The 24,610-nt window shown below is 69.7% G+C and carries 23 protein-coding genes; 10 read left to right on the top strand and 13 right to left on the bottom strand.

Annotated features, from left to right (window positions below; genetic code table 11):
- The first annotated feature begins 37 nt into the window (after nucleotides 1-37).
- Entirely contained in the window at nucleotides 38-1,468 is a 1,431-nt protein-coding gene (locus AC0IY0_RS05285; protein WP_471763240.1) for a mannose-1-phosphate guanylyltransferase/mannose-6-phosphate isomerase, read from the top strand.
- Between the two features lie 162 nt (nucleotides 1,469-1,630).
- Here AC0IY0_RS05285 and AC0IY0_RS05280 read toward each other — a convergent pair whose 3' ends face one another.
- Nucleotides 1,631-1,873: a hypothetical protein gene (locus tag AC0IY0_RS05280; RefSeq protein ID WP_147910636.1), complete on the bottom strand. Its 243-nt coding sequence runs from the start codon at nucleotides 1,871-1,873 to the stop codon at nucleotides 1,631-1,633.
- Nucleotides 1,874-2,435: 562 nt separating this feature from the next.
- Here AC0IY0_RS05280 and AC0IY0_RS05275 point away from each other — a divergent pair.
- Nucleotides 2,436-3,398, top strand: coding sequence for a metallophosphoesterase (locus AC0IY0_RS05275; RefSeq protein WP_471763239.1), 963 nt, complete (start codon nucleotides 2,436-2,438; stop codon nucleotides 3,396-3,398).
- 239 nt (nucleotides 3,399-3,637) lie between these two features.
- Nucleotides 3,638-3,775 carry a hypothetical protein gene (locus AC0IY0_RS05270; RefSeq protein WP_187193540.1) on the top strand — a complete coding sequence of 46 codons (138 nt, stop codon included), beginning with the start codon at nucleotides 3,638-3,640 and terminating at the stop codon, nucleotides 3,773-3,775.
- A gap of 49 nt (nucleotides 3,776-3,824) precedes the next feature.
- On the opposite strand, the gene AC0IY0_RS05265 is transcribed toward AC0IY0_RS05270, so the two are convergent.
- The 4 genes from AC0IY0_RS05265 to AC0IY0_RS05250 form a co-directional block, all read right to left on the bottom strand.
- A complete protein-coding gene (locus tag AC0IY0_RS05265; protein ID WP_461230754.1) occupies nucleotides 3,825-3,983 on the bottom strand; it encodes a hypothetical protein in 159 nt (52 codons plus the stop codon).
- 156 nt (nucleotides 3,984-4,139) lie between these two features.
- Nucleotides 4,140-4,361: a hypothetical protein gene (locus tag AC0IY0_RS05260; protein ID WP_147910638.1), complete on the bottom strand. Its 222-nt coding sequence runs from the start codon at nucleotides 4,359-4,361 to the stop codon at nucleotides 4,140-4,142.
- A gap of 82 nt (nucleotides 4,362-4,443) precedes the next feature.
- The gene (locus AC0IY0_RS05255; protein ID WP_147910639.1) at nucleotides 4,444-4,674 is read right to left on the bottom strand and encodes a hypothetical protein; all 231 of its coding nucleotides are present in this window, start codon (nucleotides 4,672-4,674) and stop codon (nucleotides 4,444-4,446) included.
- Nucleotides 4,675-4,731: 57 nt separating this feature from the next.
- Nucleotides 4,732-5,448: a sugar transferase gene (locus AC0IY0_RS05250; RefSeq protein ID WP_461232439.1), complete on the bottom strand. Its 717-nt coding sequence runs from the start codon at nucleotides 5,446-5,448 to the stop codon at nucleotides 4,732-4,734.
- Between the two features lie 991 nt (nucleotides 5,449-6,439).
- Between AC0IY0_RS05250 and AC0IY0_RS05245 the strand changes: the two genes are divergently transcribed.
- From AC0IY0_RS05245 to AC0IY0_RS05220, 6 genes are all read left to right on the top strand, one after another.
- Nucleotides 6,440-7,054 (top strand): collagen-like protein, encoded by a 615-nt coding sequence (locus AC0IY0_RS05245; RefSeq protein WP_461230752.1) that lies wholly within the window; start codon nucleotides 6,440-6,442, stop codon nucleotides 7,052-7,054.
- A 558-nt stretch (nucleotides 7,055-7,612) separates the two neighbouring features.
- A complete protein-coding gene (locus AC0IY0_RS05240; protein ID WP_147940772.1) occupies nucleotides 7,613-9,226 on the top strand; it encodes a TolC family outer membrane protein in 1,614 nt (537 codons plus the stop codon).
- A gap of 123 nt (nucleotides 9,227-9,349) precedes the next feature.
- Entirely contained in the window at nucleotides 9,350-9,955 is a 606-nt protein-coding gene (locus AC0IY0_RS05235; RefSeq protein ID WP_471763238.1) for a PopZ family protein, read from the top strand.
- A gap of 114 nt (nucleotides 9,956-10,069) precedes the next feature.
- The gene (locus AC0IY0_RS05230) at nucleotides 10,070-12,787 is read left to right on the top strand and encodes a valine--tRNA ligase (RefSeq protein WP_471763237.1); all 2,718 of its coding nucleotides are present in this window, start codon (nucleotides 10,070-10,072) and stop codon (nucleotides 12,785-12,787) included.
- 592 nt (nucleotides 12,788-13,379) lie between these two features.
- On the top strand, nucleotides 13,380-13,574 hold the full coding sequence (locus AC0IY0_RS05225; RefSeq protein WP_147853926.1) for a type II toxin-antitoxin system VapB family antitoxin: 195 nt from the start codon (nucleotides 13,380-13,382) through the stop codon (nucleotides 13,572-13,574).
- Nucleotides 13,571-13,942: a type II toxin-antitoxin system VapC family toxin gene (locus AC0IY0_RS05220; protein WP_471763236.1), complete on the top strand. Its 372-nt coding sequence runs from the start codon at nucleotides 13,571-13,573 to the stop codon at nucleotides 13,940-13,942. Before AC0IY0_RS05225 ends, AC0IY0_RS05220 begins: the two co-directional genes overlap by 4 nt.
- Nucleotides 13,943-13,966: 24 nt before the next feature.
- Here AC0IY0_RS05220 and AC0IY0_RS05215 read toward each other — a convergent pair whose 3' ends face one another.
- Nucleotides 13,967-14,344 (bottom strand): hypothetical protein, encoded by a 378-nt coding sequence (locus tag AC0IY0_RS05215; RefSeq protein ID WP_471763235.1) that lies wholly within the window; start codon nucleotides 14,342-14,344, stop codon nucleotides 13,967-13,969.
- Nucleotides 14,345-14,675: 331 nt separating this feature from the next.
- Between AC0IY0_RS05215 and AC0IY0_RS05210 the strand changes: the two genes are divergently transcribed.
- Complete coding sequence (locus AC0IY0_RS05210) at nucleotides 14,676-16,217, top strand: Do family serine endopeptidase (RefSeq protein ID WP_471763234.1); 1,542 nt, start codon at nucleotides 14,676-14,678, stop codon at nucleotides 16,215-16,217.
- Between the two features lie 168 nt (nucleotides 16,218-16,385).
- On the opposite strand, the gene AC0IY0_RS05205 is transcribed toward AC0IY0_RS05210, so the two are convergent.
- The 7 genes from AC0IY0_RS05205 to AC0IY0_RS05175 form a co-directional block, all read right to left on the bottom strand.
- A complete protein-coding gene (locus AC0IY0_RS05205; RefSeq protein WP_419829214.1) occupies nucleotides 16,386-17,096 on the bottom strand; it encodes a phosphorylase in 711 nt (236 codons plus the stop codon).
- Between the two features lie 188 nt (nucleotides 17,097-17,284).
- Nucleotides 17,285-19,282 (bottom strand): squalene--hopene cyclase, encoded by a 1,998-nt coding sequence (shc, locus tag AC0IY0_RS05200; protein ID WP_147910328.1) that lies wholly within the window; start codon nucleotides 19,280-19,282, stop codon nucleotides 17,285-17,287.
- Between the two features lie 42 nt (nucleotides 19,283-19,324).
- Nucleotides 19,325-20,641 carry a hydroxysqualene dehydroxylase HpnE gene (gene hpnE / locus AC0IY0_RS05195; RefSeq protein WP_471763233.1) on the bottom strand — a complete coding sequence of 439 codons (1,317 nt, stop codon included), beginning with the start codon at nucleotides 20,639-20,641 and terminating at the stop codon, nucleotides 19,325-19,327.
- Nucleotides 20,641-21,492: a presqualene diphosphate synthase HpnD gene (gene hpnD / locus AC0IY0_RS05190; protein ID WP_147910330.1), complete on the bottom strand. Its 852-nt coding sequence runs from the start codon at nucleotides 21,490-21,492 to the stop codon at nucleotides 20,641-20,643. The genes hpnE and hpnD overlap by 1 nt, the downstream gene beginning before the upstream one ends.
- Nucleotides 21,489-22,385, bottom strand: coding sequence for a squalene synthase HpnC (gene hpnC / locus AC0IY0_RS05185; RefSeq protein WP_471763232.1), 897 nt, complete (start codon nucleotides 22,383-22,385; stop codon nucleotides 21,489-21,491). The genes hpnD and hpnC overlap by 4 nt, the downstream gene beginning before the upstream one ends.
- Nucleotides 22,382-23,410 (bottom strand): hopanoid-associated sugar epimerase, encoded by a 1,029-nt coding sequence (gene hpnA / locus AC0IY0_RS05180; RefSeq protein WP_147910332.1) that lies wholly within the window; start codon nucleotides 23,408-23,410, stop codon nucleotides 22,382-22,384. Before hpnA ends, hpnC begins: the two co-directional genes overlap by 4 nt.
- A 288-nt stretch (nucleotides 23,411-23,698) precedes the next feature.
- The coding region (locus tag AC0IY0_RS05175; protein WP_471763231.1) for a transketolase C-terminal domain-containing protein at nucleotides 23,699-24,610 on the bottom strand (912 nt) is incomplete at its 5' end.

Raw genomic sequence — 24,610 nt, 5'->3', positions numbered from 1 at the left:
AACCCACTCTATTCCTTGGTGCGAAAGATTGATTTCGATGTCTGAGCCTGTCGGTACGGTCTACCCCATGATCCTGTGCGGCGGCACGGGAACGCGCCTGTGGCCGGCCTCCCGCGAGAGCATGCCCAAGCAGTTCGCCCGGCTGGTGGACGCGGAACGCTCGACCTTCCAGGCGACCCTCGCGCGGGTGTCGGATACGGCCGTGTTCGCCAAGCCCACGGTGATCGCCTCGGCCGAGGCCCGGTTCATCGTGGCCGAGCAGTGCAGCCAGCTCGGGATCGGCGCCGACATCCTGCTCGAGCCGCAGGGGCGCGACTCCGCCGCCGCCGTGGCGGTGGCGGCCCTCCACGCCGCCGCGATCGACCCGCAGGCCGTGGTCCTGATCATGGCCGCCGATCACGTCGTGCCGGACACGCAAGCCTTCGTCGACGCCGCCCGGGCGGCAGCCGTCGGCGCGCGGGCCGGCTACACCATGACGCTCGGCATCGAGCCGACCCGGCCGGCCTCCGATTACGGCTACATCCGCCGCGGCGCCCCGATCGCGGAAGCGCCCGGGGCCGCCCGGGTGGAGAAGTTCGTCGAGAAGCCGGACCGTGCCGGCGCCGAGGTGTTGATCGAGGACGGCGCCCTGTGGAACTCGGGCTACTTCCTGTTCCGCGCAGACCTGATGCTGGCCGAACTCGAAGCCTTCGTGCCGGACGTGCTCGAGGCCGCCCGTGCCGCGCTCGACGCGGCCGTGACCGACCTCGACTTCGTGCGCCTGGATGCAGAGGCCTTCGCGCGGGCACCCAAGATCTCGATCGACTACGCGGTGATGGAGCGGACCGCCCGGGCCGGCGTGCTGCCGGTGTCGTTCCCGTGGTCGGATGTCGGGACCTGGGACGCGGTCTGGCAGGTGCTGGATCACGACGCAGAGGGCAACGCGGTGCGGGGCCGGGTCTCGCTGATCGGGACGAAGAACAGCCTGGTCCACAGCCAGGGCGGCGGCCTGACCGCGGTGGTCGGGCTCGAGGACGTGGTGGTCGTGTCGACCCCGGACGCGGTGCTGGTGGCGTCCAAAGCCCGCTCGGGCGAGGTCAAGCAGCTGGTCAACGCCCTGCGGGCCTCGAACGAGCCGGAGGCGGACGCGCATCTGCGGATGTACCGGCCCTGGGGCTGGTACCAGCGGATCGATATCGGCGAGCGCTTCCAGGTGAAGCGGATCCAGGTGGTTCCGGGCGGGCGGCTGTCGCTGCAGAAGCATTACCACCGGGCCGAGCACTGGGTGGTGGTGCGCGGCACCGCCGAGGTGACGGTGGACGACCGGGTTGTGCTGGTCCACGAGAACGAGGCGGTTTATCTGCCGATCGGCTCGATGCACCGGCTGAACAACCCGGGTAAGATCCCGCTGGAGCTGATCGAGGTCCAGGTCGGGTCGTACACGGGCGAGGACGACATCATCCGCGTCGAGGACATCTACGGACGCTGAGCCGGGCGCTCCGGCGTCCCGCGGGCGATGCGATTGAACCGGGCCTACAGCCGGTCGGAGCCGCGCCCGCCGAGACGGCGCCGAGCGGGGCTCCCGGTTCGGCGCCATCCCCGCTTCGCCGCGCGCCGTATCATCGACGCGCAAACCGCCTTCCCGGCAGGGTCAGGCGCCGATCGCCAGGGCGTCGGTCACCAATCGATCGACCTGCGCATCGCGCTTGGCGTGGCGTATGACGATGCGGGCCGCAGCCCGTGCATTGGCGGCGCGGATGTCACCCTTGGGAGACCCGTCGCGCAGGGCCCGCCAGGCCATGGCGCGAAACCATTGGGCATTGGCCAGGGCGATGGCGCGACGATCGGCGACCGACCCGCAGGCAGGCGGCGCGAGGACAGAGAGGGCGTGCATGGGACCAATCCTGGGCAGCAAAAATACGCCTGCCCGCGAACTGATGGTCTCATGACACGCTGGAACTCGTAGATCAATACTGTTTTCGTGGACTAGCCAAATTCCCGATCTCATCCGGTTTTCAAATCAGCAATCGCGGTTCGCTCGCTGGTAAAAGCTCACATTTGTGTTTGTTAAGAATTGCCTGAGACGTCATGAACGTCGGCGGATAACAAACGTTCCGCGAAGTCCCGGGTTCGATCGAACGCAGGAATGTTGCTCTGCGTTCGGAAACTATAGGCGGCCGCAAATATCGGGGCGGCATGAGATCAAGCCCGCGGGAAGCGCGGCTTCTGACACGATCGAAGAATCTGCTCTCCCGTCGAACACTTCGATTACACGGCTGACCTCTCGCGTCGCGATGCCGGTGGGCGGTTCGTGCGTCACCGACCGAGACCCCGACCGGGCCGGATCGGCGCAGCGGACAGGTCATCCGGCATCGATTGCCGTTCCCTCAACCCCGTGCCGCACCAGGTCTCAACCCGTGGTAGGAGCCCGCCACGTCCTGCCGAGCCGATGACCGATGCTGACCCGCCGCGCGCTCCTGTCCCGCCCGACCCTGGCCGCCGCCTGCGCGGCTGCCGGGAGCCTGGCGACGGCGGGCTACGCGACGGCCTTCGAGCCGCATCGGGTTCAGGTCCGGCACTACCGGCTCTGCCCGCCGCGGTGGCCTGCCGGCCTGCGCCTGCGAATTGCGGTCCTCACGGACTTTCACGCCCATCCCCGCTGCATGGGCGTGGACGCGATCACCGAGGTCGTGGCGCGCACCAACGCCCTCGAACCGGACCTCACGGTGCTGCTCGGCGATTACGGCTCCCAGAGCCGGGGCGCCGTCCCGTTCGAGACGGTGGCCGGATGCTTGAGCGGTCTTCAGGCGAAACGGGGGCTCTACGCCATCCAGGGCAATCACGATTGGGGCGACGACCGTGTCGCGCTTTGGCGCGGACACGGCCCGACCCGGGCCGAGCGGGCCCTGCGGGCGGCCGGCATCGTCTTCCTGGAGAACGCGGCCGTGCGGCTCGAAGTCCCCGCCCCGCTCTGGCTGGTGGGGATCGAGAGCGAGGCGACGCCCGGCCGCCCCCTGGCGCCGGACCAGCTCGACCGGCAGAGGTCGGAGATCCTCGCACAGGTCCTCCGGGGCGTCCCCGCGGACGGCGCCGCGATCCTGCTGGCGCACGAGCCGGACCTGTTCGCCACCGGCCTCAACCCGCGGATCGTGCTGACCCTGTCCGGTCATACCCATGGCGGCCAGGTGCGGATCCTGGGCTGGTCCCCGTGGATCCCGTCGCGATATGGCTTGCGCTATGCTCACGGCCACATCGTCGAGGGCGAGCGTGACCTGATCGTCTCGGCCGGGCTCGGCTCGCACTTCGTGGCAGGGCGTCCGTTGCGGCTGGGCATCCCGCCCGAGATCGTGGTTGTGGATCTCGGGGCGCCGGACCGGGATGATACCCGGGCCACCCTTACGGTCGGCAGCCCGGCATGACGGGCATGTCTCCGGAATGCGCCCCGAAACTGCGACGCCCCCCCCCCGCGAGACCTGCGTCAGTCACCCCAAATCCTGCAATAATTCCGGATTGCGCAAAATAAATGCACCATCCCCGGTGTGGTGAGGCCGTATTGTCGTTATATTGCCTTATCTGGACCGGCGAATAAGTCCGGAGAGAAAACGTCAAGCTTTCGCGGGCATACCGGTGCCGTGAAGGCGCTTGAGAGGACACGATCATGCATTGGACAGCCGTGATCCTCGCCGCCTACGCGCTCGGTCTGGTCGAGTTCTGGCGTCTGTGCCGCGACGCCCCGATCATGCAGGACGAGGCCGCAAGGGCGCTCGCGACGGAGTTGGAGACCGGTTCGGCCTAAGCGAGTGCGTCGAGGCGGGAGCCATGGGCGGCCCCGGATCGGTCCGGACTCAGCTGAGAAGCCGCGTCATCGCCCAGCCTAGGATTCCGATCCAGCCCACCACCACCAGCAGAACCACGACCAGGATCGCAGTCGAGCCGAAGCGGGCGAACAGGCGCTGAACCACGCTGCGCTCGGGACCGGTCGGCCGCGTCTCGCTCTCCAACATCTTTCCTGGTCCAGCCTTCGCTCTACGCTGGGAAGCGACGGCTTCCCGAGCATGTTCCGTGACGCCGTCTTAGCGTGCTTCCCGGGGACAGGGCCCGGAAGACTGCAACCCGGTCAACGGCGGGCCGCACGTGATCGCACCATGATGCGCGCTGGTTCAGGATCGTCGTGGTCCGGCGGTGCGGCGTGCGTGCCAGGCGGCGGCCCGGCACCACAGCGCGTCCGGGAGCCGGTACAGCCGCACCACGCCCGCCATCCCGGCCAGCAGCAGCAGGACCAGATACGCCAGCCCGTTCAGCAGCCGGCCCGGCAGCGCCTCCGGCTCGGCCCGGTCGTACCAGAGCGGGTCGGCGTCCCAGTGCGGATCGTTCTCGTCCAAGACTGAACCCCCTCCGCCGCGGACACGGGCGCGGCCCCTGCGGTTCGCAATCGGTTGACCAAACGGAGGCGCCGGGCCGCGCTCACCGCTCGCCCGGCAGCGGCCGCAGCAGGGCGCCAAGCAGGAAGCCGAGCTGGCCGCAGACCAGCAGCGCCGCGCCCCGCCGCAGGCTGCCGCCCGCGCTCAGGTGGTGGATATGGAACCCGTAGGCCAGCTCGGCCGCCACCACCGGCAGGAACACCGGAAGGCCCCAGACCGAGCCGAACCGCCCGAGACCGACCCCGAGCAGCGCGTTCAGCAGAAGGCCCTTCATGACCGGCCCGCCGCATCACCCCGGGTCCCGGGATGCGCACGCCAGGACACGCCTGCGCTACTTGCTGCCGCGCTGGGCGAGCACGGCCGGGACGGTGCGCAGCATGATCGCGATGTCCCGGCGCAGGCTCCAGCGGCTGGCGTAGTCCAGGTCGAGCGCCACGCGCTCGGCGTAGCTGGTGTCGGAGCGGCCCGAGACCTGCCACAGCCCGGTGACGCCCGGCGGCACGGCAAAGCAGGTCGAGAACGCCCGGCCGTAGCGGGCGACCTCGGCCTGCACGATCGGGCGCGGGCCGACCAGGCTCATCTCGCCGCGCAGGACGTTCCACAGCTGCGGCAGCTCGTCGAGCGAGGTCTTGCGCAGCACCTGGCCGATGGCGGTGATGCGCGGATCGTCGGAGAGCTTGTGCGTGGCGGCCCACTCGGCCCGGGCGCTCGGGCTGGCGGCCAGGTGCGCGGCCAGCACGCCCTCGCCGTCCGTGACCATCGAGCGGAACTTCAGGCAGCCGAAGCTGCGCCCGTCCCGGCCGAGCCGCATGTGCCGGAAGATCGGCGCCTTGCGGTCGCCGGCCCAGACCAGCACGGCGATCAGCAGCATCAGCGGCAGCAGCAGGAACAGCGCGGTCGCCGCCACTCCGATGTCGAGCCCGCGCTTGGCCGCCCAATCCAGCCGAAGCCCACGCGCCACGAACGGCGTCTCCGGCAGAACGGCCTCAGCCACCGCCTCCGCCGCCTCGCTCACCTGACCGGCAATCTGATCGGCCACGTTCGACATCTCAACCCTATGGTGCGGCGCAGAGGCGCCCTCGGATCTCTGGGATTCAGTACGACCCTGCATGGGCTCAGCTCCTCGGTTGAGGCCAATGGCGGGTGGTTAATGATTAGTTACTTCGGGCCTTATAGACGGGCCAAAATGGGCTGACAAGCTGTCATATATTTTAATTAGCCCCCTTAAACAGGTTATCTTTGTAAAAAAACGCATATGTGGCGGGGATTAAGCCGCTACGCGCGGGGTTGTCGGGCGAACCTGACGTTCAGTAGTTGCTACGGAATCCCCGAGGCGGTCCGACCGAAACAACGGTTCGAACAACAACTTACGCAATGCTGGATTCTGCATCGCACAATCGCGCTCGGCATACCTGGCGGGTACCGGCAACGGGTCGAAACGGACGGTCCTCAGCGCATGCTGCACTGCCGCGACACCCCAAACGAACAACGGGGGGAAACCGTTGCATTTGATCGAACCGAACCGCTCGACGACCCGTCTCAGGTTGCCCACCGCAGACGGAGGAAGACCACCGTGAATGCGAACGCGGAACCAACAACTGTTTCGGTTCAAACACTTACGGCGACGTGACGCTTCGGACCCCAGGCGCCCCAGCCCGTCGCCGACCCAGAACCATGGGAACCGCAACGGCCCTCACGATGCGGCACGGCGGCACGCGGATCGCGCGGGCAGTGCCGCGAACCCGGATGCGGACTGTGCGCGATCACACCTGCTCGATGCGATAACCGGCCGACCGACATGGCCTTTCATCGGCCATATTGCGGATGCTTGCCATGCGAATACCGATTTCGGCCGGATATGCCGCTAAAACGGAGCTTTTCACATCAAAATTTTCGCGCGTTATTGCGGATTCAGAAACGAATGTCATCCTGCCGATATGAAGCTCGCGAGACCCACCATGAGTCTATCGCGCCGGCAAAGCGCCCTGTTGCAACTATTCGTGGGGCCGTTGCTCTGGATCGCTCCGGCGAAAGCCGACATGCGTATCGAGGCTGCGAAAATCACCGCCGGCGACCTCTGGGTGCTGGGCAATGCCGGTGAACCCGATGCCGAGATCACCCTGGACGGCAAGTTCTCGCAGCGTACCGATACCCGCGGTTATTTCGAGTTTCACGTGGTCTATCATCCGGCCACTTGCATCGCGACGCTGAGGACGTCCAAGCAGGCGCGCAGCATTGTGGTTGGGGAATGCGGCCAGCAGGCTCTGGGGCTCCCGGGTCCGCCCGGTCCGCGCGGCGAGGCGGGCATCAGGGGTGAGCCCGGTCCGCCGGGCGCGATGGGACCGCCCGGCACGCCGGGCGCCGACGGCCTCGTGGGCGCGCAGGGCGAGCGCGGCCCGCAGGGTCCAGAAGGTCCAGTGGGCAGTGCGGGACCCGCAGGGCCGCCGGGCCCACGCGGGCCCCAGGGGGCTCCAGGACCGACGGGGAAGGCCGCACCATCGAGTGCCGCCTACAAGGCCAAGCCGTCGCCGACCCTCACGGGTTCGGTAACGAGGTCCCGCGCGCCGCGGCCGCAGCAGGAGCCCGGACAGGGCGCCGGCGACGCCGCGCCCTCGGAGCCGGGCGCGGGCGTCGCCGCAGACGATCGCTATTGATGCGTCTCCGGCGGCCGCGTCCGAGAAAGGGCGGCGACGGTTCGTCGGCATCCCTTCGCTGCGCCGTAGACGTTCGGGGATCGGATTGGCTGCATCGGCGCATCCCGGCTCCGAGACGGCGGCCGGCCCCGGAGTTTATGGGTGCCCGTCGCGTTTCGATGGTCCCGGGGATCCGACGGGCCGCGCCCCGGCCCACCGGTTCGACGCCGGCCGTGCGGAACACCCGCACCCCCCTCGCAACAAGGCCGGTTTCGCGCGTGCGGGACCGTCTTTTCACCCGGCGCTGCGCTCTGCCGAAGCCCTCCGCCAAGGCGGTGCGCCGTGTGTCACCTTAATGCCCCAACGCGCCACATTTCGACGCCGACGCCGGGCAAGCCCGAGCCAAACCGGCGGATTTGCGCTAAGCGTGACGGTGGGGCGGGCTTGATCGGATCCCTGCGTAACGCCGTACCTTGGCCGTTTTCGTGGCGGACATCCGGACCGTTATAAAGACCGCAAGGGCTTGTTATCGTGACAATACGTCCACCAGCGAGTTGCCCCACGCTCCGAGTGATCGGCATGGCGTCCGGCCTCGCGATCCTGGCCACGAATCCGTCTCTTGCCGAGACCTTGGAGAGCGCTCTCTCCAAGGCTTACCAGGGCAATCCGTCTCTGAATGCCGGCCGCGCCGGCGTCCGAGCCATCGACGAGAACGTCGCCATCGCGCAGGCGGGCTACCGGCCGCAGGTCAATGTCGGCGCCTCGATCGGCGTACAGTATCTGCAGACCCGCAGCGGCAGCAGCGTCTCGGCGGCCGCCGGGGCGACCAGCACCGGCGCGAGCACCGCCAGCACGGGAACGACCGCTGGGGGGACGACGGGCGCGTCCGGCGCCTCCGGCCTCGGGGGCGCGAGCGCGGGCGGCACGACCGGGATCGGGGTGGGCACTGCCGCGGGCGGGCTCGGCAGCACCGGCACATCGGCCGGCGGCCTGGCCTCGAACACCGCCGGCCAGTCGGCCGGCGGCGCGACCACGACCAACGACGTGACCTCCCAGGTCGTCACATCGAACCGGACGACGCGCACCACCTATCTTCCGAGCAGCGCGAGCCTGACCGTCTCGCAGACGATCTTCAACGGCTTCCAGACCGACAACACCGTCCGCCGGGCCGAGTCCACCGTCTACAGCCAGCGCGAGACCCTGCGGTTCACCGAGATCACGGTGCTCTACAACGCCGTCCAGGCGTATATGAACGTGCTGAGCAACACGGCGACGCTGGAACTCAACCGGAACAACGTCGAGGTCCTTGAGGAGCAGCTGCGCCAGACGCGCGACCGCTTCAACGTCGGCGAGGTGACCCGCACCGACGTGGCCCAAGCAGAGGCCCGGCTCGCCGGCGCCCGCTCCCAGGTCAGCGCGGCGGAATCGACCTTGCGCACCAGCATCGGCGTCTACCGGCAGAATATCGGCGTCGAGCCGCGCCAGCTGGCGCCGGGCCGTCCCCTGGACCGGTACGTTCCGGTCAGCCTCGACGCGGCCATCGCCATCGGCTTGCGCGAGCATCCGCAGGTCGTGTCGGCGATCCACGCGGTCGACGGCGCCGAGGCCCAGGTCAAGATCCTGGAGGGCCAGCTCGCGCCGACCCTCAGCCTGCAGGGCTCGCTCAGCCAGCTCTACGACCAGAACGGACCGAACCAGAGCTTCTTCGTCGGGTTCGTGGGCGGCCGGCTCAACATCCCGATCTACGAAGGCGGCCAGACCTACGCGCAGATCCGGCAGGCCAAGGAGACGGTCGGCCAGTACCGCATCCAGGTCGATCAGGTCCGCGACCAGGTGCGGGCGCAGATCGTCGATTTCTGGGGTCGCCTCGAGGCCGCCAAGGCGCAGGTCATCGCCGCCCAGGCGCAGGTCCAGGCCAACGAGGTGGCGCTGAACGGCGTGCGTGAGGAGGCCCGCGTCGGCCAGCGCACCACCCTGGACGTGCTCAACGCGCAGCAGGAACTGCTGAATTCGCGGGTGAACCTGATCCTGGCCCAGCGCGACCGGGTGATCTTCTCCTACGGCGTGGTCCAGTCGATCGGGCAGCTCACCGCCCGCTTCACCGCCCTGCCGGTGGAGTACTACAGTGCCAAGATCCACTACGATCAGGTCAAGGATCTGTGGTTCGGCCTGCGCACCCCGGACGGACGCTGAGGTCTTTTCCCAGGGGAGTGTGGTGCAGGCGCGCTTGCCGCGACGAATTGGCATGGAATACTGTTTGACGACCGGCCCGATCGGGTCATCCTCCGAACATCCCATGCCCGAGCGCGCCTGTTGATGAGTGCAGCGAGCCCCAAGATCCCGGACTCGAAATTCCAGGATAAGGCTGCCGATAAGGCGCATGAGCCTTCGATGGAGGAGATCCTCGCCTCGATCCGAAGGATCATCGCGGACGATCAGGCGGCCAAGCCCGCCGAGATCGCGCCGGTGCCCGAAGCCGAGCCGGACAACGTGCTCGACCTCGCCGAGGTCGCCGAGCCGGTCATCCGGCCCCGCGCCGTGGCCCCGCCGGAGCCGCCCCCGGCCCCCCTCGACTTCGACGCGATCGACTTCGAGGACGAGGCGTTCGCCGAGCCGGAGCCCGAGCCCGAGCCGCCGCCCGCGCAGCCGAGCCCACAGCCGCAGCCGCAGCCGGTCTTCCAGGCGCCGCCGCGGCCGGAGCCGGAGGCCGAGACCCTGGTCTCGGCGGCGACCGACGCCAGCGTCAACGGCGCCTTCAACCTGCTGGCCCACACGGTCCTGACCCAGAACGCCCGCACGCTCGAGGACCTGGTCAAGGACATGCTCCGGCCGATGCTCAAGTCCTGGCTGGACGACAACCTCCCGGCCGTGGTCGAGCGGCTGGTCCGGGCCGAGATCGAGCGGGTCTCGCGCGGCCGCTGAGCGCGCTGCCCTCCCGCATCGGGCCTGCCCGGTGCCGGGTGCGTGTTGACGGACGCGGCCTGACGGTCGAAAGCGGGTCCAACCCTGTTGGACGAGCGCCGGCCCATACCTGCGATGATGGACAAGACCTTCGAGCCCGCCTCCGTCGAGGCGCGGATCTCAGCCGCCTGGGCGGACGCGGACGCCTTCCGCGCCGGCCGGCCCGAGCGCGCCGGAGCGCCCCCCTACTGCATCGTGATCCCGCCGCCGAACGTGACGGGCTCTCTGCATATGGGCCACGCCCTCAACAACACGCTGCAGGACGTGCTCTGCCGGTTCGAGCGGATGCGCGGCAAGGACGTGCTCTGGCAGCCCGGCACCGACCACGCCGGCATCGCCACCCAGATGGTGGTGGAGCGCCGGATGATGGAGCGCCAGGAGCCGGGCCGCCGCGAGATCGGCCGCGCCGCCTTCGTGGAGAAGGTCTGGGCCTGGAAGGCCGAATCCGGCGGCGCCATCGTCAACCAGCTGAAGCGGCTCGGCGCATCCTGTGACTGGTCGCGCGAGCGCTTCACCATGGACGAGGGCCTGAGCCGCGCCGTGCTCAAGACCTTCGTGGACCTGCACCGCCAGGGCCTGATCTACCGCGACAAGCGGCTGGTGAACTGGGATCCGAAGTTCCAGACCGCGATCTCGGACCTGGAGGTCCAGCAGATCGAGACGAAGGGCCATCTCTGGCACTTCGACTATCCGATCGTCGACGCGAGCGGGGCCGAGACCGGCGAGGTCATCACGGTCGCCACCACGCGGCCCGAGACGATGCTGGGCGATACCGGCATCGCGGTCCACCCGGAGGATGCGCGCTACACGGCGCTGGTCGGCAAGCAGGTCCGCCTGCCGCTGGTCGGCCGCCTGATCCCGATCGTCGCCGACACCTATTCCGACCCCGAGAAGGGCACCGGCGCGGTCAAAATCACGCCAGCCCACGACTTCAACGACTTTGACGTCGGCCGGCGCTGCAACCTCGGGGTGATCAACATCCTCGACCCCGAGGGCCGTATGCTGCTCGACGGCAACGCGGCGTTCCTGGCCGACACCTCTCCCGAGCCCGAGGCCCTGGCGCTGCACGGCCTCGACCGGGCGCGGGCGCGCAAGGAGGTCGTCGCCCTGATGGAGGCGCGCGGCCGCCTGCGCGCGGTCGAGCCCAACACCCATGCGGTGCCGCACGGCGACCGCTCGGGCGTGGTGATCGAGCCCTATCTCACCGATCAGTGGTACGTGAACGTCAAGCCGCTGGCCGAGCGCGCGCTCCAGGCGGTGCGTGACGGCCAGACCAAGTTCGTCCCGGAGAATTACGAAAAGACCTTCTTCCAGTGGCTCACCAACATCGAGCCATGGTGCATCTCGCGCCAGCTCTGGTGGGGCCACCAGATCCCGGTCTGGTACGATGACGCCGGCAGGATCTTCGTGGCCGAGAGCGAGGCCGAGGCCCTGGCGCTGGCCGAGGCCGAGCACGGCGGCCCCGTGGCGCTGACCCGCGACGCGGATGTCCTCGACACGTGGTTCTCCTCCGCGCTCTGGCCGTTCTCGACCCTGGGCTGGCCGGATTCGACCGCGGAATACGCCCGCTATTACCCAACCAACGCCCTGGTGACCGGCAAGGACATTCTGTTCTTCTGGGTCGCCCGGATGATGATGATGGGCCTGCACCTCACCGATCGGGCGCCGTTCGAGACGGTCTACCTGCACACGCTGGTGCGCGACGCCTCCGGCGCGAAGATGTCGAAGTCGAAGGGCAACGTCGTCGATCCCCTCGAGCTGATCGATCAGGTCGGCGCCGACGCCCTGCGCTTCACCCTGTGCGCGCTCGCCGTCCAGGGTCGCGACATCAAGCTCTCGGCCGATCGGGTCCAGGGCTACCGCAACTTCGCGACCAAGCTCTGGAACGCCGCCCGCTTCGCCGAGCTGAACGGCTGCCAGCTCGATCCCGCCTACGACCCACGGGCGATCACCGGGGCGATCAACCGCTGGGCGCTCACCGAGGCCGCGCGCGCCGTGGGTGAGGTCACGGCGGCGCTCGAAGCCTACCGGTTCAACGACGCGGCCGGCGCCGCCTACCGGTTCGTCTGGAATATATTCTGTGATTGGTACCTCGAACTCGCCAAGCCGGTGCTGCAGGGCGAGAACGTCGATCCGGCCGTCCGGGCCGAGACTCAGGCGACGGTGGCGTTCCTGATCGATCAGGTCGCCAAGCTGCTGCATCCGTTCATGCCGTTCCTCACGGAGGAACTCTGGGCGATTAAGGGCGCCGCGGTCCCCGAGCGCGGCCTCCTGGCACTTGCGGCCTGGCCAGATCTCGCAGGCCTCGCGGATGCCGACGCCGAGGCCGAAGTCGGCTTCGTGGTCGACCTCGTCAGCCAGGTGCGCTCGGCCCGCTCCGAGACCAGCGTCCCGGCCGCGGCGCAGATCCCCCTGGTGATGGTCGGGGCCTCCCTGGAGGTGCGGACCCGGGTCGAGGCCTGGCGGGACACGCTGCTGCGCCTGGCCCGGCTCTCGGAGATCACGGTCTCGGAGACGCCGCCGAAGAACGCGGTGCAGCTCCTCGTGCGCGGCAGCGTCGCGGCCCTGCCGCTCGAAGGCATCGTCGACCTCGCCGGCGAGGTCGCGCGCCTGAAGAAGGAGCAGGGCAAGGCGCAAGGGGAGATCAAGAAGGTCGACGCCAAGCTCGGCAACGCCGATTTCGTCGCCCGCGCCCCCGAGGATATCATCGAGGAGAACCGCGAGCGCCGGGAGGCCGAGTCCGCGCGGCTGGTGAAGATCGAGGAAGCGCTGGCCCGGTTGAGCGGGGGCTGATCGCTTCGCTCACAGCGAGTTCGCACCGAGCCCATTCAAGGTGTTTGCAGCAGCGGTCGGCCTATCACTGCCCCGCTTGGCCGGTGACCCATGGGTCTTTGCAAAGGCCGTTCTGAAAACAGCTTCGTCATCCCGGGGCCGCGAAGCGGAGCATGGGATCCAGAACCATTATCGGATTGGTGGCTTGCGCCGTCCGCGGCTCTGGATCCCGGGCTCGCCTACGGCGCCCCGGGGAAGACAGGGTAGCAGCTGAAGCGTCTGCGGAAACTCGGAATCTCTGGAGGGAGGATGCCCCTCTCCGACCCGGTTCTATCCTTCCGTGCCGCCGTCGCGGCTGTTACCCTGGTGAGAGATCGGCGCATGCCGTCGAACCTGGCCTGTGCGGTCCGAAACGCTCGATCCCATTGTCAAAGCTCCTCGCGGACAGACCAATCCAAAAACCTCAAACGGACTGCGTGCACTGCCAGCGGCCGTGTCCTTCGGGAACCCGCGGCATCTCGACAACGAACCAACGAGCAGCGGTCGAGCGCGGTTCGGCATGGAAAACGACATCATATGATGCCAAAATCGATGCTTCGCTGGGGAGAACGTGATGCGGACGACGATCAACCTAGACGATGATTTGCTTGCTAAGGCGCAGCACTACACAGGCATCACGGAGAAGTCGGAACTCGTCCGTGAGGCCCTGCGCGCGCTGGTTCAGCGTGAGGCGTCCCGGCGCATGATCCTGCTTGGGGGGAGCGATTCGAACGCCCAGGCCGGGACGCGCCGACGCTCCGAACCGTGATCATTATCGATACGAACATCTGGATCGATCACCTCGCGGCGACGGATCCATCCGTCACCGCGATCCTGACCGACATGAGCCAGCGTGTTCATCCCTTCGTCATCGGCGAACTGGCGCTGGGCAGCATCCGCGACCGCGAACGCGTCATCGCGACCCTGGAAGACATGCCGCCGGCCGACGTCGCGGCCCACGATGAAGTCATGCTCCTGATCGCGAAGCACGCGTTGCACGGCCTCGGCATCGGCTATGTGGACGCACATCTCCTGGCATCGGCGAAGCTGATGCCGGGCTCCCGAATATGGACACGCGACAGACGCCTGGCCGCGGTGAGCGAACGGCTCGGGGTGTCGTACCGAGCGGTCCAGTAGGGCGGCAAGCCCGGCGAGGCGTTTTCAGCGACGGGTACCGAGGGGACCCGCGAACGGGTTGGGCGCGCTCACGCTGCCATACGAATCGCTGCTCGCGCTGCCGAAACCGTCGCCCGTCGGGCCGCGCGGGTGGGTGGAATAGTCGGGCGGCACGTAGATCCCGGCCCGGTTCCGATAGCCCGGCTTCAGGTTGTCCAGTTTTCCGTCAGCAACGCCGTCCTCGTAGCGCCGCGTATCGACCGCCTCCATGGAATGGGACGTCGCTCGCGCGGGCTTCAGCTTGGTCCGATCGCCGACAGCCGGCTTTTCGTTGAAATAGTTCCGATAATCCGAGTACCCATCAGCTGCCATAGCGGCGGTTACCGAACCCAACAGCAGGACCACAGCAAACATCGCCTTCATCACCCGATCCTCACGCATCTCACGCGACACCAGCCGGCAGAGCCAAAGGTTGTAGCCGCCTGCCGGAATCGATCGGACTGTAGCGCGACATCCCGAGCGCGCGGTGACACGTGGCACACGCGGCGGATTTCGCCCCGAGCCGCCCCCAAACACAGCTCCGCCAGGCTACCGTCCGAGAGCCGGCCATGGCCGCCTCGGCCCGGATCGGCGCACATGTCCAAACCGTAATTTGACCGCCACGCGGGGGTCAGGCGCCGCCCGTTAGACCGATCGCATCGAACGCCGCGTCCCCCGGCGTCGCCCCGATCCGTTTCAAGAGGTTGCGATTCCCATGACCGAGACCTGTCCCCAAAGCTCGCTGTCCGGCCGGACCTCGCGCCGCGCTCTCGCCTCGGTGGCTGCTGCCGCGCTGATCGCCGGCGGAGCCCTCGGCACCACCCTGCCCTCCGTGACCCCCGCCTACGCCCAGGCCCTGCCCAAGACCCCGATCGAGGCTCCGGAGCACCCGCCCGGCTCGTTCGCCGGCATCGTCAACAAGGTGAAGCCGGGCGTCGTCTCGGTGAAGGTCAAGCTCGACGACTCGGCGCCGGGCGAGGATGAGGATGGCCCCGGCCAGGGCCGCAACCTCCAGAACGTGCCGCCGCAGCTGCGCGAGTTCTTCCGTCGCTTCGGCCAGAACGGTCCGGGCGGCCAGCCCCAGCCGCAGCAGCGCCAGGGCTCCCGCGGCGCGGTCGGCTCCGGCTTCATCATCTCGGCCGACGGCTACGTGGTGACCAACAACCACGTGGTCGACCACGCCAAGACCGTGCAGGTGACCCTCGACGACGGCCGCACCCTCGACGCGAAGGTGATCGGCAAGGATGCCAAGACCGATGTCGCGCTCCTGAAGATCAATGAGGGCTCGAACTTCCCCTACGTCCAGTTCGGCAAGACCGCCCCGCAGGTCGGCGACTGGGTGGTGGCGATCGGCAACCCGTTCGGCCTCGGCGGCACCGTCACGGCCGGCATCGTCTCGGCCCGCGGCCGCGACATCGGCGCCGGCCCGTACGACGACTTCCTGCAGATCGATGCCCCGATCAACAAGGGCAATTCCGGCGGCCCGACCTTCAACGTCAACGGTGAGGTGGTCGGCGTGAACACCGCCATCGCGTCCCCGTCGGGCGGCAGCGTCGGCCTGGCCTTCGCGATCCCGGCCGAGACCGTGCAAGCGGTGGTCGATCAGCTTCGCACCGACGGCAAGGTCGCCCGCGGCTACCTGGGCGTGCAGATCCAGCCGGTGACGCAGGACATCGCCGACGGCCTCGGCCTCGACAAGGCGAAGGGCGCCCTGGTGGACCACGCCGAGAACGGCACCCCGGCGGCCCAGGCCGGGCTGAAGGCCGGCGACGTGATCGAGAAGGTCAACGGCGACACGGTGGACAGCGCCCGGGAGCTCTCACGCCGGATCGCCGGCATGAAGCCCGGCGCCAAGGTCGAGCTGAGCTATCTCCGGGGCGGCAAGACCGACACCGCGACGGTGACGCTGGGCGCCATGCCCACCGACGGCACCAAGGTCGCCACCCGCGACGACGATTCGGGCAACGGCCAGCCGCGGCTCGGCCTGAACCTCGCGCCGGCCGCCGATGTCGGCCTGTCCGAGCAGGGCGTCGCCGTGGTGCAGGTCGATCCCGACGGTCCGGCCGCCGCTAAGGGCATCGAGGCCGGCGACGTGATCCTGGACGTAGGTGGCCAGAGCGTCACCCGCCCCTCCGACGTCGCCGCGCAGATCCGCACGGCGGAGTCGAGCGGCCGCAAGGCGGTGCTGATGCGGGTGAAGAGCAGCAAGGGCCAGACCCGCTTCGTGGCGGTGTCCCTGAGCAAGAAGGCCGGCTAACGCCGATTCAGACCGGGCGCGGGGATTTTTCCCCCGCGCCGCCTCGTGTTTCCTCCCACCTGACGCTGGCCGAATAAGCCGGCGTCTTTTTCTGTTCTGGCATCGGGTTCGATGCGCCACCGGATGTCTCCCGGGGCATGGGTGCAGCACCGAGCAATCGCGGACCTGTCAGTCGGACACCGAATGAGGCGGCACCGGAATCCCGAGCCCCGGTCCCAACCGCGTGCGGCACTTGCCGAGGGCCGCAAAGGCCGCGTTCGAATCACGGGCCAACCGCATCAGGTCGCCAATCCTGGCCCGTCCCCGGGCAAAAGCAAAAAAGACCGCGGCGATGTCGGGCTCGCCGTCCGGGGTGAGCGCTTGGGCCGCGAAGGCCGGGAGCGCCTGGTGGGCGGGATCGCAGATCACCCGCAGGGCCGCGAAGGGCAGGCCGTGGCGGCCCGCGAAGGCGGCGGCGACGTGGGATTCCATGTCGACGGCGGCGGCGCCGGTCAGGGCGCGCAGGTCCGCCTTGCCGTCGACCCCGAGTACGGCGGTGTCGACACCGGCGAGGTCGGCCGGGATGACCCGGGGGCCGATGCCTGCCAGGGCGTTGAGCAGCGTGGCTGAGAGGTCGAGGTCGGCGGCGCGCCGGCCTTCCTCGCCGATGACCCCGGTACCCACCACCACGTCGCCGGGCTTCAGGGACGGGTCGAGGCCGCCCGCGATACCGAAGCTGATCACCGCGCGGCAGCCCGGTTGCGGACGCGCGTCGAGGAGCTGACGCAAGCGGTGCGGGTTGCCGCCGGCTCCGACCGCCTCGACCCCCTCTCCGGCCGCAAGACGGCGCTCGCGGGCGAGACCGGTGACGGCGAGGACGGGCGCGGCAGGATCGATCATCGCGCGCTGGTGGACCAGTCCGGCGAGCTCCGCAAGGAGCCGCGAACGCCGAGGGGCCGGCGCCGCGGGATCGTCGTCGGAGGAAGCCACGTGCGGGATACCGGGGTTCGCGGGCGGAAGGAGTCTTGCGATCCGCTCCGGCGTCGTCCCGAACGGTGGCGCCGGCCCGAGGGTCGGCGCCGGAAGCGTCACATGCCGAACTGGACGCGCCGGCTGTTGGTGCGCTTCAGGTTGCGGAACCGCGCCATCGCCCAGAGCGGGAAGAACTTCGGGTAGCCATGGTACCGCAGGTAGAACACCCGCGGGAAGCCCGTGGCGGTGTAGCGCTCCTCGTTCCAGAACCCGTCCGCGCCCTGCGTGCGGGTCAGGAAGTTGATGCCGCGGGTCACCGCCGGGTCGTCGACCGCACCGGCCGCCATCAGGGCCAGAAGCGCCCAGGCGGTCTGCGAAGCCGTGGACGAGCCCGCCTCGAAGGCCGGATCGATCTTGTAGGATGAGGCGTCCTCGCCCCAGCCGCCATCCGGGTTCTGAATCCGGATCAGCCACGACACCGAGCGCTGGATCCGCGGATCGGCGGAATCGACCCCCGCGGCGTTCAGGGCGCACAGCACCGACCAGGTGCCGTAGATGAAGTTCATGCCCCAGCGGCCGTACCAGGAGCCATCCTCCTCCTGGTCGTTGAGCAGATAATTCACGCCGCGGTCGAGCGCCCGGGAGGTCTCCCGGGTCTCGCCGAGCTGCGCCAGCATCCCGACGACGCGGGCGGTGACGTCCGCGGTCGGCGGGTCGAGCAGCGCGCCGTGGTCCGAGAACGGGATGTGGTTGAGGTACATGTGGTTGTTGTCGGCGTCGAACGCCGCCCAGCCACCGTCCTCCGACTGCAGGCCCTCGACCCATTCGCGGGCGCGGGCGATCGAGGCCTTGTAGTCCGGCATGCCGGCGACCAGCCCATGCTGGTGCATCGCCCGGTCCATGGCCATCACCACCACGGCGGTGTCGTCGAGATCGGGGTAATGCGCGTTGGCGTACTGGAACGCCCAGCCGCCGGGGCGGACCTTCGGCTTGCGCGCCGCCCAGTCGCCGACGATGTCGAGCACCTGGCGGGGCTTCAGCCAGTCGAGCCCGGCGCGGGCCTGCGCCTCGGCCTCGGGGCTGCCGGCCTCCAGCAGGGCGTGGGCGGCCAGCGCCGTATCCCAGACCGGGGAGACGCAGGGCTGGACGTAGGCCTCGTCGGCCTTCTCGACCACCAGCTTCTCGATGGCGTCGCAGGCGACCCGGACCTGCGGGTGATCGGGCCGGTAGCCCATCACCTCGTACATCAGCACCGAGTTGACCATGGCGGGGAAGATCGCCCCCAGGCCATCCTCGCCGTTTAGGCGTTCGCTGACCCAGGCGCGAGCCTTCTCCATGGCGCGCTGCCGGCTCTTGCGCGGCAGGCGGTCCTCGACCAGCTGCAGCATCCGGTCGATGAAGCCGAAGATCGGCGTCCACGGCCAGGTCGCGTGCGGGGAGCCCGGCCAGGTGCGGACGCTCTCGGGCGGCGTGATGAACAGCTCCTGGACGCTGATCCCGCGCGGGTTGCGGGCGCGCGGCTTGGTTGCCTGGAGCACGAACAGCGGCACCACGGTGGTGCGGGCCCAGTAGCTGATCTTGTCGAGGTGGAACGGGAACCACTTCGGCAGGAACATCACCTCCACGGGCATCACCGGCACGGCGCGCCAGGGCACCTCGCCGTAGAGCGCCAGCATGAAGCGGGTGAAGACGTTGGCGTTGGCCGCGCCGCCGCGCGACAGGATCGCCTCGCGGGCCCGGCGCATGTACGGCGCCTCGATGTCCTCGCCGATCATCTTGAGGGCGAAATAGGCCTTGACCGTGCAGCTCATGTCGAACGGCCCCTCGTGGACGAGGGCCCAGCCGCCGTGCCGGCCTTGGGTGCGGCGCAGGTAGTTGCCGATCTTGGCCTCGAGGCCTTCGGGCACGGGCGTGCCGCGGAAGTGGTGGAACAGGACGTATTCGGACGGAATCGTGGCATCCGCCTCGAGCTCGAAGCAGATATGCCCGTCATCGTGCGCCAGGTTGATCAGCGCGCGCGTCGCCTGCGCCACGCCGCGCTCGACGTCGTCGAGCGAGATCCCCTGGGTCTTCGAGCGCTGAAGCGGCTCGACCTTGCTTACGGCCTCTCTCATGGTCCTCGCCTCGAACGGCCGCTGCGTTGCGGCCGCCATGCCTCAAGCGGCGCCCAATGCGCCCGATACCGGCGCGCGTAACCCGCCGCGCACGGACGATCCGTGATGCAGCGCACGCGCGGCCGTCTTGCCCGAGCGGATCGCTCCCTCGATCGTCGATGGCAGACCGGTGGCGGTCCAATCGCCTGCCAGGACGAGATTCTCGTAGGCGGTTTCGGCCCCCGAGCGACGCGCGGCCTCGGCCGGCGTCGCCGCGAAGGTCGCACGCTTCTCCTTTACGATCTGCCAGCTGGGCAGTTCCGGGGCAAGACTGCACAACTGTGCGATCTCACCCCAGATCTGGCGGGCGAGGTCTTCCCGGGGCACGTCGAGCAGCCGATCGGCACCGCTAATCGTGACCGAGTACCGGTCAGGATAGGCGAAAAGCCACTCCGTCAGGGAGTTTACGACGCCGAGGACCAGCGGGCTGCCGGTCCTCGGCGCAAGTGCGAAGTGCGCATTCACGATAGATCGGAATTCCACCGGGGCGAGGAGACCCGGCAACACTTCGCGGGCTACCCAGGGCGGCAGGGCGAGCACGATGCCATCGTCGGGGCCGATCGCCTCCGGGCCGTCGGAAAACAGCAGCTGCCCGATTCGGCCGTCGGCGCCATCGAGGCCGCGCAGGCGCCGGCCGACGCGGATCTCGCAGCCGCGGGCGCTCAGGTAGCGCAGGGCCGGGTCCGCGAAGGCGTAGGACAGGCCCTCCACCGCCACCAGCGGGCGGCAGGCCTTGCCGCCGGCGCCGAGGGTCTCGCGCAGGATCCGGGCGGCCAACCCGACATCGCTGTCCCGGGGCTCGGTGTTGAGCGCGGCCAGCAGGACCGGATGCCAGAGCCGGGCGTAGAGGTCGCCCTCGCACGCCATGCTGTCGCCGATCGTGCCCCCGGCGCCCTCGGGCTTGCCCGAGGCGGCGCGCAGGATCCCGAGCGGGGCGAGGTAATCCCGGGCGCGGGTGCCGGGCACGCGGCGGGACGGGCTCATCACCCACCAGGGCAGCCGCCCGGCATTCGGGCGCAGGCACCAGCGTTCGCCGGTCTTCAGGTCGGCGAAATCGAAGGCCGCCTCGTCGGGCCCGGTGAGCGCGTCGGCGGGGGCGCCGACGGTCTTGAGGAAGCCCAGGGCGTCGGCGTTGCCAGACAGCAGCAGGTGGTTGCCGTTGTCGATCGTCAGGCCCAGGGCCGGGTCGTAATAGGAGCGGCAGCGCCCGCCGGCCTGCTTGGCGGCCTCGTGCAGCACCACCCGGGCACCGGTCTCGGCCAGCGCGACGGCGGCGGAGAGGCCGGCCAGCCCGGCCCCGACGACGTGGACGATTCCCATCAGACCAAACCGTGCCGGAGGACGACGGCGAGCAGCGCCAGCTTGCCGGGCTTGACCCGGGCGCGGGGCATCGCCCAGCCGCGTTCGAGCACCGCCTTCAGGTAGAGGTGATAGGCGGCGGCCATCAGCCGGGCGGCCTTGGTCGCCTTGCGGGGGCTGCGCCGGATGATCTCCCAGGTCGCCTGGTAATGATCCTCGGCCTCGCGTGCGAGCGAGATGCACACCTCGCCGATGCGCGGATGGCCGACCGCCTGCGCCGGGGTGGGATCGGCCAGCCCGATGGCGGCCAGCTTCTCGCGGGGCAGGTAGAGGCGGCCGCGCTCGGCATCCTCGTCGATGTCCCGGAGGATGTTGGTGAGCTGGAGCGCCCGGCCCTGGTGCCAGGCGAGCCGGATGCCGTCCGCCTCCGGCATGCCGAAGATCCGCACGGACAGGCGGCCGACCGCGCTCGCGACCCGGTCGCAATAGAGGTCGAGGGTCTCGGCATCGGGGGCCACGATGTCCGCGACGGCATCCATGGCCATGCCGTCGATCACCGCCTGGAAATCCTCGCGCTTCAGGTCGTAGCGGCGCACCGGCTCGACGAGGTCGCGCACCCGCGCGGCCGGACGGCCGGCATAGAGGGCGTCGATGTCGGCGCGCCAGCGGTCGAGCTCGACCTGCCGCACAGCCCGTGTCCCGCCATCGTCGGCGACGTCGTCGACGGAGCGGCAGAAGGCGTAGACGGCGTACATCGCCTCGCGCCGCTCCTTCGGGAGCAGGCGCATGGCGGTATAGAACGACGAGCCGGCGGCCGGCAGGGCCGGGGCGGCCGCGTCCTGATCGGTGATGGGGGTCGCGGTGGCACTCACGAGCGGATTCCCTGAGCCGCGCCCCGCACGATCCGGCCCCGGAAGGGCCGGCGCGCCAGGGTGGCGGCGACGCCGCCGAGCGCGGTGAGGGCGAAGGCGGCCTTGCCGTGATGGACTTTGTCCGAGAGCGGATCGCGCGTGGTCAGACCCTTGGCGAGCACCACGGCGAGCCGATGGATCGCGGCGATCTCCAGGGAGAGCCGCAGGTCGTCGATCAGGTCCGGCAGGGCCGAGCCCTCGTCGAGGAGGTCGAGGCAGCGTTGCGCCAGCTCGGCGATCACCGCCCGGAGCTGCGGGGTCGCCTTCGGGGCGCCCAGCATCGCCACGGTCGCACCGTGCCGGTCGAGGGCATCCTGCGGGATGTAGACCCGGTCGAGCCCGGTGAAATCCTTGCCGCAATCCTGGAGGTGATTGATGATCTGGAGCGCCGCGCAGATCGCGTCGGAGGCCTTATAGACCCGGGCCGGATCCTCGCCGTGGACGTCGAGCACGAAGCGCCCGACCGGCATCGCCGAGTAGCGGCAGTAATGGATCAGCTCGTCCCAGTTCGCCGTACGGTTCTTGCGCGCGTCCATCCGGAACGCGTCGAGCAGTTCGAGCGCGTGGCGGGGCGGCAGGCCGCGGGCGGCCAGCTCGCGCTTGAGCGGCTCGGCCTCCGGGTCGGAGGGGCCGGCACCGGTGAGCGCGTCGGCCAGCTGGTCGAGCAGCGCGAGCTTGCGCTCGGACGCGAGGTCCGCGTGGTCGGCCACGTCGTCGCCGGCGCGGACGAAGTTGTAGAACGCCAGGATCGCCCCGCGGTGGCGCGGATGGATCAGGTGCGAGGCGACCGGGAAGTTCTCGTCGCGGTGCCCCTTGCCGGAGCGCGCCGCGGTCGCGGTGTCGAGCTTGCTCATCCGAGATACCCGGCCTGGCGGAACCACGCGATCGCGTCGGACAAGCCCTCGCGATAGGGCCGCGCGGTGTAGCCGAGTTCCTGGCGCGCCTTCCGGTCCGAAAAGAACATCCGATAGCGGGACATGCGGATGCCGTCGATCGTGGCGAACGGCTGGCGGCCGGTGACCCGGGCGGCGAGCTGGGCGAAGAACGCCACCGGGTAGACGGCGGCCCGCGGCAGGCTCACGGTCGGGGGCTTGCGCCCGACCATGCCGGCGATGTCGGCCAGCATCTGCGACAGGAACACGTCCTCGCCGCCGAGGATGTAGCGCTCGCCGATCCGGCCCCGGCGCAGAGCCAGCAGGTGGCCGTGGGCCACGTCGTCGACATGGGCGAGGTTGAGCCCGGTATCCACGAAGGCCGGCATCTTGCCCAGCGCCGCTTCCTGGATGATCCGGCCGGTGGGCGTCGGCTTCACGTCCCGGGGGCCGATCGGCGTCGACGGGTTGACGATCACCGCCTGCAGCCCGTCCCGGGCGATCATCTCCTCGACCACGCGCTCGGCCACGACCTTGCTGCGCTTGTAGGCGCCGATGGCGGTCTCGGGCGTCAGCGGCATGGTCTCGTCGGAGGGCGTGACCCCGTCGGCCGGCGGCTTGATGGTGGCGACGCTCGACGTGTAGACCACCCGCTCCACGCCTGCATCGAGGGCCGCGCGCATCATCAGGCGGGTGCCGTCGCGGTTGGTGCGGACGATCTCCTCCATATCCGGCGCCCAGAGCCGGTAATCGGCCGCGGCGTGGATCAGGTAGCGCTGGCCGCGCAGGGCGGCGGCCACGGCCGCCGGGTCGCGCATGTCGCCTTCGGCGATCTCGACATCGGTCCAGGTCAGGTTCCGGCGCGGGCTCGTGGCGCGCACGAGGATGCGCACCGGGAAGCCGGCCCGGCGGAACACGTCGACCAGGGCTGAACCGAGGAACCCGCTCGCGCCGGTGATCAGCACGGGGCCGACCTCGGACGGGCCGGAGGAAGTGGCCTCTACCATCGCGTGTCTAAAGCGTTGCGGGATGCCGGCGCGGGCGGGGAACCCCGCCGCGCCGCGCTTGTGTCATCGAACCGCCCGGGCGGCAAGCGAAGGGCGGACCCGGCTCGCCCGGAGTCGCTCCGCGGAGCCGGTCGTGCGGGATCCCGTGTCGCAGTCCGCTGGCGCTGCATGCGCCCGGGACGGGGCGCCGCGTCCGACCCGGCACCGCCCCTCCCCCGGACAGGTGGCGCGCAGCGGGACCGGATCCGGGCCCCAGCCGGGGAATCGCCGCGACGCGGCACGCCGAGGTCAGGCCAGGCGCAGGCGCGAGCGGCCTTCCTTGCGTTCCGGCAAGGTCGCGAGCGCGGTTTTGACGATGGTTGCGGCGTCGAGGCCGGCCTCGGCGTACATCTTCTCCGGGCTGTCGTGGTCCTGGTACAGGTCCGGCAGCGTCAGGGTGCGCACCCGGACGCGCCCCGCATCCAGGGCGCCCCGCTCCGTCAGCAGGTGCAGCACCATCGCCCCGAACCCGCCGCGCGAGCCCTCCTCGATCGTGATCAGCACCTCGTGGCTCTGCGCCAGGTCCAGGATCAGCGCCTCGTCCAGCGGCTTGGCAAAGCGCGCATCGGCCACCGTCACCGCCACGCCCTGCTCCGCCAGCGTGTCGGCCGCCTTCAGCGCCTCGGACAGCCGCGTGCCCAGCGACAGGATCGCCACCCGCGCCTCCGGGTCCTGGCGCACCATCCGGCCCTTGCCGATCGCCAGCGCCTCGCCCCGCTCCGGCAGCTCCACGCCGACGCCCTCGCCGCGCGGGTAGCGCAGCGCGATCGGGCCGCTGTCATGGGCGTGCGCGGTCGCCACCATGTGCACCAGCTCGGCCTCGTCGGAGGCCGCCATCACGGTCATGTTCGGCAGGCAGCACAGGTACGCCAGGTCGAACGCGCCGGCATGGGTCGCCCCGTCCGCGCCGACCAGACCGGCCCGGTCCAGGCAGAACCGCACGGGCAGGTTCTGCAGCGCCACGTCGTGCACGACCTGGTCGTAGGCCCGCTGCAGGAACGTCGAGTAGATCGCCACGAACGGCCGGTAGCCCTCCGTCGCCAGCCCGCCCGCGAACGTCACCGCGTGCTGCTCGGCGATGCCGACGTCGAAGGTCTTGTCCGGGTGCGCCTTGCCGAACAGGTCGATGCCGGTGCCGCCCGGCATCGCCGCCGTGATCGC

Source organism: Methylobacterium sp. AC315, from assembly GCF_979253755.1.
The sequence above is the reverse complement of the archived record's forward strand: the minus strand, read 5'-3'. Positions and strand labels throughout refer to the sequence as shown.

What these genes read in the sequence shown, in the direction of transcription:
- AC0IY0_RS05285 (WP_471763240.1), top strand. Translation starts at nt 38, where the DNA reads ATGTCTGAGCCTGTCGGTACGGTCTACCCCATGATCCTGTGCGGCGGC.
- AC0IY0_RS05280 (WP_147910636.1), bottom strand. Translation starts at nt 1,873, where the DNA reads ATGCACGCCCTCTCTGTCCTCGCGCCGCCTGCCTGCGGGTCGGTCGCC.
- AC0IY0_RS05275 (WP_471763239.1), top strand. Translation starts at nt 2,436, where the DNA reads ATGCTGACCCGCCGCGCGCTCCTGTCCCGCCCGACCCTGGCCGCCGCC.
- AC0IY0_RS05270 (WP_187193540.1), top strand. Translation starts at nt 3,638, where the DNA reads ATGCATTGGACAGCCGTGATCCTCGCCGCCTACGCGCTCGGTCTGGTC.
- AC0IY0_RS05265 (WP_461230754.1), bottom strand. Translation starts at nt 3,983, where the DNA reads ATGTTGGAGAGCGAGACGCGGCCGACCGGTCCCGAGCGCAGCGTGGTT.
- AC0IY0_RS05255 (WP_147910639.1), bottom strand. Translation starts at nt 4,674, where the DNA reads ATGAAGGGCCTTCTGCTGAACGCGCTGCTCGGGGTCGGTCTCGGGCGG.
- AC0IY0_RS05250 (WP_461232439.1), bottom strand. Translation starts at nt 5,448, where the DNA reads ATGTCGAACGTGGCCGATCAGATTGCCGGTCAGGTGAGCGAGGCGGCG.
- AC0IY0_RS05245 (WP_461230752.1), top strand. Translation starts at nt 6,440, where the DNA reads ATGCGTATCGAGGCTGCGAAAATCACCGCCGGCGACCTCTGGGTGCTG.
- AC0IY0_RS05240 (WP_147940772.1), top strand. Translation starts at nt 7,613, where the DNA reads ATGGCGTCCGGCCTCGCGATCCTGGCCACGAATCCGTCTCTTGCCGAG.
- AC0IY0_RS05235 (WP_471763238.1), top strand. Translation starts at nt 9,350, where the DNA reads ATGAGTGCAGCGAGCCCCAAGATCCCGGACTCGAAATTCCAGGATAAG.
- AC0IY0_RS05230 (WP_471763237.1), top strand. Translation starts at nt 10,070, where the DNA reads ATGATGGACAAGACCTTCGAGCCCGCCTCCGTCGAGGCGCGGATCTCA.
- AC0IY0_RS05225 (WP_147853926.1), top strand. Translation starts at nt 13,380, where the DNA reads ATGCGGACGACGATCAACCTAGACGATGATTTGCTTGCTAAGGCGCAG.
- AC0IY0_RS05215 (WP_471763235.1), bottom strand. Translation starts at nt 14,344, where the DNA reads ATGAAGGCGATGTTTGCTGTGGTCCTGCTGTTGGGTTCGGTAACCGCC.
- AC0IY0_RS05210 (WP_471763234.1), top strand. Translation starts at nt 14,676, where the DNA reads ATGACCGAGACCTGTCCCCAAAGCTCGCTGTCCGGCCGGACCTCGCGC.
- AC0IY0_RS05205 (WP_419829214.1), bottom strand. Translation starts at nt 17,096, where the DNA reads ATGATCGATCCTGCCGCGCCCGTCCTCGCCGTCACCGGTCTCGCCCGC.
- shc (WP_147910328.1), bottom strand. Translation starts at nt 19,282, where the DNA reads ATGAGAGAGGCCGTAAGCAAGGTCGAGCCGCTTCAGCGCTCGAAGACC.
- hpnE (WP_471763233.1), bottom strand. Translation starts at nt 20,641, where the DNA reads ATGGGAATCGTCCACGTCGTCGGGGCCGGGCTGGCCGGCCTCTCCGCC.
- hpnC (WP_471763232.1), bottom strand. Translation starts at nt 22,385, where the DNA reads ATGAGCAAGCTCGACACCGCGACCGCGGCGCGCTCCGGCAAGGGGCAC.
- hpnA (WP_147910332.1), bottom strand. Translation starts at nt 23,410, where the DNA reads ATGGTAGAGGCCACTTCCTCCGGCCCGTCCGAGGTCGGCCCCGTGCTG.